Origin of the sequence: methanotrophic endosymbiont of Bathymodiolus puteoserpentis (Logatchev) (assembly GCF_900128525.1) — a bacterium.
GTDB lineage: Bacteria > Pseudomonadota > Gammaproteobacteria > Methylococcales > Methylomonadaceae > Methyloprofundus.
Genome location: NZ_FQTQ01000009.1, coordinates 1 through 5,304, shown reverse-complemented (window position 1 = coordinate 5,304; position 5,304 = coordinate 1). Strand labels below are relative to the sequence as shown.

Sequence of the window (5,304 nt, the reverse complement as noted above, 5' to 3'; positions counted from 1 at the left end):
TTCTGAAGAGCGCTATAGATAGTACGGTAAATATTGTAAGAGTCTGACATTATAAGGTATTCTCAATGAAAAATTTTCACATTATCACCTTTTTCATGCTTGGCAATACCTGTTTTAAAAAGTGTACGGTAGTGAAACTTTCCGCTTCTATCAAACTAAAATAACACGCAATCAATCCCCTTATATTGCACAAGACTTTTTATTTGTCTTCAAGGCAAAAAATAGGTGCATAGCTAGCTACGTAGCTATTTCTAGCAAAAAGAATACAGACAAAAAGACTAGCAAGATGAGGCGTATTTATGGTCAGTTGCCTAAGTATTAATTTTAAAAGTAAAAGCTTCAGTAACAAACTACCCTGATAACTTATTTTCTAGGCAAAAAACACCATGAAGAGCATAAAGAAAAACACCAAACTCTTCATTAGCTTCATACCCTCTCCATAGCAAAAAAACGTAACGTCTCACTATCCACTCGGGTAATTATTCAATAATTTCCAGCTTAACTTTACTAATACCGGCTTTAATCAAGTCAATTTCTTTCGCCGCCGCATAAGACAGGTCAACTATGCGTTTTTTACTGTACGGGCCACGATCGGTAATCGTGACGATAACTGATTTATTATTTTTTAAGTCAGTGATTTTAACTTTAGTACCAAAGGGAATTTTTTTATGAGCACCCGTCAGCTTATTCCTATCATAAACTGAACCACTGGCTGTTTTTTTACCTTGAAAAACATCAGAATAATATGAAGCAATGCCCTCTTCAGCCGCATATACAAATGAAGAGCTGGCGCAAAAAATAGAAAATAGTAGACCTCGAAGTGATATTTTTAACATAATCTTTTCTTATATATTGAATTACTGTGCAAAATGGACAGTAATTATTATTTACTCAGCTAACTCATCATTCCACAACTGCATCAACTGACTCGCTGCAATCGCTAAAACACAATAAGTAGCAAAAAAATAAAATCCAGACTCGAACCTAGCACTCATCTGTATGGCATTAACCCCTTGGGCATTCGCATTTACAGTCAAAAAAGTCACCAAGATAGCCATAAAAAACACATCCGACATAGACCATTTACTCAATACGCTACTGATACTTAATAGGTCATTTCTGGTTTCCCCCGACGCTAAACATAAGGCTATTAGATTAAGCATAATTTTAATAAAGGGAATAATAATGCCAAATAGACCAATCAGTAAGCCAACGATGACATAGCCATGAGCAACTAGGTCAGACAGGGTCGCCCATAAACTACGCGTCGATTCAAAAACATTCAGGGAGCCTTCGAAATGAACATCACGAATAACTGAACGTACTATGTTTTGCATAATATCATTATTTCTCTTCGCTGGAGGTAAAATCTCTTGCGCAGCAATATCAAATAATTCTTGCTTATTAATTTCCGCCTTAAGGGTCATAAAAGGCTGAATAATACCTGGAATTAAAAAGCCAATAGAGAGAATAAACAACAATGCGGGAAAGTATTTTTTCATCAGTTAGTTTTATATTTTGTAGGGTAGAATAAATTAGCGCTTCCGCCACAGAAAAAAGTCAAACGCCAACGGCAAGCAATATGTCGAAAAACGCTACACTATTCCAGCTTACGAATTAAATATGAGTGATAATACTATATTAAGGCAAGAATAAATAACCTTTATAAAATTGCAAAACAATATGCTAACTTGAACTCACTCTACAAACTCGAAGCGAAGAAATTATTCAAACTCAAAAGAAGACTAATTTTTAGAAGATAACATTCACTTTTACCTGCAAAGTACTTATCGAAGGATTATTTATGTACAAAGTATTATTTATCGTTATGCTCTTTACTACCTTTGCTAGTCAAGCACAACCTGCTGCTCCGATATTACATGTTAAAACAGAAGGTACAGAGGTCAGCTTAAACTGGTCTAGCACCAACAATGCAGTTGGCTATCGTTTATTTTATGCCGCATTTCCTTTTCAAGGAGAAGCCAGCATTGGCAGTATTGATATGCACTCTGCAACGAACTTTACAACAACCTTATGGCAAGACGCTGCCTTTTATGTCGCCGTACAAGCCTACGATAGCAGCCAGAAAAATAGTGACTATTCCAATATTGGTTTTTTACAAATTCAAGACAGAGGCGCAGGCTACCGTGATTTCTGGCAAATACTTAGCAAAGAAATCAATGCAGCTACTTTTGCTAGCTCTGATTTTTTATATAGACAACTACCCGCTGTCGAATCTTGTTTTGCAGGCTCTTTAAGTGATACCGCCAAAAACAGAGCATTAACAACACTGAATAAAATCCGCGAATTGCACCAGATCCCTCCAGTCATTTACGACCACACAGCTGACCTTGAGGTACAACAGTCGGCATTAATTCAACGGGCTAATAATTTCTTAGCACACAAACCCAACACCAGCGCACTTTGTTATAGCCAAGCGGGATTTGATGGGAGCAGTAGTAGTAATTTACATTTGGGCAGTGGCAATAGCGACCCCGCCGAAGACTTAATCGGTTTCGTTGATGATGCTTTTAACCTATCAACTGTCGCAGCTGTCGGACATCGTCGCGCGCTTTTAAATCCCTTTTTATCACAAACCAGCTATGGTCAAGTATTGGGAGCATCTGCCGTAAAAGTATTTAATTTTTCTGACAGTTCCATGTCCGAACCTACTGAAAAACCTGATTTTGTTGCATTTCCGTATTTACGTTACCCCTATCTATTCTTTTCCGACAAAACATCCACTAAAAACACACCTTGGAGCTTTAGCCTAATTGAGGATAAATCTTCCTTATGGGTAAATCAACAGGACTATTTTGCGAATATCAATCTTACGGTGAAACAAAAAAGTAATGGTCATGTACTAACCCTCAAGAACATTCACACCGACACCGCAGGCATTGGCGTACCCAATAATCTAAGTTGGGAAGTGGATAACTGGCAATACGATACTTGGTATACCGTTACTATTGATAATATTCGCTATCAATCAAGCGAAACAATCAGCATTCATTATGATGTATTGATCGACTATAAAAATATTATCGACATTAACTTCCCACTAGAGGCAGGTGATCAACAAAGTGGCTTATCTATGCAGGGTCTTATCTCTGATAAGCATGACAAGGATAGCTATAGCCTAAATTTACCCGCTGGAATACACTCTTTTATAGGCAGTAGTCAGTTTTCTAATATGGCTTTTTATATTGCCGTATATGATATCGACAAGCAATTACTAATGGCTAGCGATAAAGCTTTTACACTAAATCTAGCCGCAGGTCGCTATACCATAGTTATATCCAACTGTCATCAGCAGACTTGCTATACTCAACCCACAAGCTATCGTGTGCAAGTAAATTAAAAAACCAGTTAAGTACAGAAGTACGTACCTAATAATATATTTAAAAATAAAATAGAGATTTTTTACTCAATTTCTTTTAAAGAGGTGGGTTATGCCAAGTGAATTAATATCTTTACAAAACAAAGTCACACAATTGGAAAATGAAGCCTTATCATATCAAAAAGCTATGGATGAACTACACCACCGTATTGATATTCAAGATGCTACAAATGAAATTTTAAATATTTCTCTGATGCCTGTTTCATTAGAAGAGCAAATGGAGAGCATATTACTTCTTGTCCTTAATATCTCTTGGCTTGCATTAGAAGGAAAAGGGTGTATTTTTTTAACGGATGAACAAGGCCAGGGGTTAAATATGATTGCTCATCACAACCTGGGACAATCATTGCTTACTATGTGCAAACAAGTACCGTTTGGTAGTTGTTTATGTGGTAAGGCAGCCATTGACCAAACCTTGATTTTTCGTAACTGTATCGATAAAGACCACCACTACCACCCAGAAGGCATGCAACCACATGGCCACTACAATATGCCTATTCTTTCCAGAGGAAAAACTTTAGGTATTTTAAATCTTTATGTCAAACACGGTCATCAACAGGAGCAACTGGAACTTGATTTTTTGGATGCATGTGGCAAAGCATTGGCAGGTATTATAGAACGTAAACTCATTGAAAAAGAGCTGTATCGATTATCTTATATGGATGAATTAACCGGAGTGGCTAATCGACGAAAATTCATGGAAACATTATCAGGTGCACTAAAGCTTTCTCAGCATGTTGATCGTTCATTAGCTGTTCTTTTTTTGGATCTGGATTTTTTCAAAGCTGTAAATGATACGCATGGTCACGAGTACGGAGATAAAGTCTTGATTGAAGCAGCTCAGCGTATGCAAGCATGTATTCGTGATACCGATATAATCGCTAGGTTAGGCGGTGATGAATTTGTGATTTTACTGGAGATGATTTTAGCTCCAAAAGGCGCTATATCAATTGCAGAGAAACTTATACAGGCTATTTCGAAACCTTATAATATAAAAGGCAAAAGTATATCTATTGGTGTGAGTATTGGAATAAGCTTATATCCAGTACATGACACTAGCGCTGAGGGCTTGTTAAAGAAAGCCGATCAAGCCCTTTATGGAGCAAAAGAAAATCGTGGTAAAGTTGTTTTATTTTCAACTGAATAAAGCTATAAAAACTCGACCTCAAGGGGAGCCCAAGCACTATTAATTCGCCGCGTGGCATTTGTGATAGGAGTACCAAAATTCATCATAAGGCGTGCTGGAAAATATTTTTTCATAAATTAGTTTTATATTTTTGTGGGTGGAATAGCGCTAGCGTTTTCCACCACAGATAGCAAGTCAATACGTTAGTGGCAAGCAATATGTCGGAAAACGCTAGCGCTATTCCAACCTTGTATATCCACCTTATGAGTTACGCTAATGATTGAGCCTCCAAACATAATACATACATAAATTGTAATCATTCAGACTAAGTACCTAATAAAAATTAATTTAACATTCAAGGATGGGTAGAATGGAGAGCCTGTTTTTAGGCGTGCAATGAAACCCATCAACCTCACGCAGAATGATGGGTTTCGCAAAAAACCGCTCTACACATCCTTGTATATTATCTACGTAAATACCTCAAATATAAATGTTAAAATAATTATGCGTACGTACTTAGATATAGATTGACCATGTATGACCGAATCTGACAGCAAAACAACTACAACTTAATTCTTTTTGTAAAAGGACTTTTATGGGCTTATTCGAAGAAGTGGGATTGGTAACTCTCCCGACACAACAGATAAAAGAGTTACCTGAATTCAAGTCATAAGTGCATAACCCAGTAAATTTTTTATATCTACCCCAGTTAGCTCTTCAAAAGCTTCATAAGGTGTTTTGTAGTTCAGACATTTTTTAGGTCGATTATTAAGCTTAT

At 36.8% G+C, this 5,304-nt stretch carries 4 protein-coding genes and 1 pseudogene; 2 read left to right on the top strand and 3 right to left on the bottom strand.

Features of this window, described 5'->3' with window-relative positions; genetic code table 11:
- Positions 1-479: 479 nt before the first annotated feature.
- Together BQ7314_RS00485 and BQ7314_RS00480 are read right to left on the bottom strand one after the other, a co-directional pair.
- Positions 480-836 (bottom strand): septal ring lytic transglycosylase RlpA family protein, encoded by a 357-nt coding sequence (locus tag BQ7314_RS00485; protein WP_174481748.1) that lies wholly within the window; start codon positions 834-836, stop codon positions 480-482.
- Positions 837-887: 51 nt separating this feature from the next.
- On the bottom strand, positions 888-1,502 hold the full coding sequence (locus BQ7314_RS00480; protein ID WP_174481747.1) for a paraquat-inducible protein A: 615 nt from the start codon (positions 1,500-1,502) through the stop codon (positions 888-890).
- Between the two features lie 302 nt (positions 1,503-1,804).
- On the opposite strand from BQ7314_RS00480, the gene BQ7314_RS00475 reads away from it, so the two are divergent.
- Both BQ7314_RS00475 and BQ7314_RS00470 read left to right on the top strand, forming a co-directional pair.
- A complete protein-coding gene (locus BQ7314_RS00475) occupies positions 1,805-3,361 on the top strand; it encodes a CAP domain-containing protein (RefSeq protein ID WP_174481746.1) in 1,557 nt (518 codons plus the stop codon).
- Between the two features lie 91 nt (positions 3,362-3,452).
- Complete coding sequence (locus BQ7314_RS00470; RefSeq protein WP_174481745.1) at positions 3,453-4,547, top strand: sensor domain-containing diguanylate cyclase; 1,095 nt, start codon at positions 3,453-3,455, stop codon at positions 4,545-4,547.
- Positions 4,548-5,188: 641 nt separating this feature from the next.
- On the opposite strand, the pseudogene BQ7314_RS16030 reads toward BQ7314_RS00470, so the two are convergent.
- Positions 5,189-5,304 (bottom strand): annotated as a pseudogene (locus BQ7314_RS16030) (IS30 family transposase); the annotation flags it as partial.

Coding starts and splice junctions, on each gene's coding strand:
- BQ7314_RS00485 (WP_174481748.1), bottom strand. CDS start 836: ATGTTAAAAATATCACTTCGAGGTCTACTATTTTCTATTTTTTGCGCC.
- BQ7314_RS00480 (WP_174481747.1), bottom strand. CDS start 1,502: ATGAAAAAATACTTTCCCGCATTGTTGTTTATTCTCTCTATTGGCTTT.
- BQ7314_RS00475 (WP_174481746.1), top strand. CDS start 1,805: ATGTACAAAGTATTATTTATCGTTATGCTCTTTACTACCTTTGCTAGT.
- BQ7314_RS00470 (WP_174481745.1), top strand. CDS start 3,453: ATGCCAAGTGAATTAATATCTTTACAAAACAAAGTCACACAATTGGAA.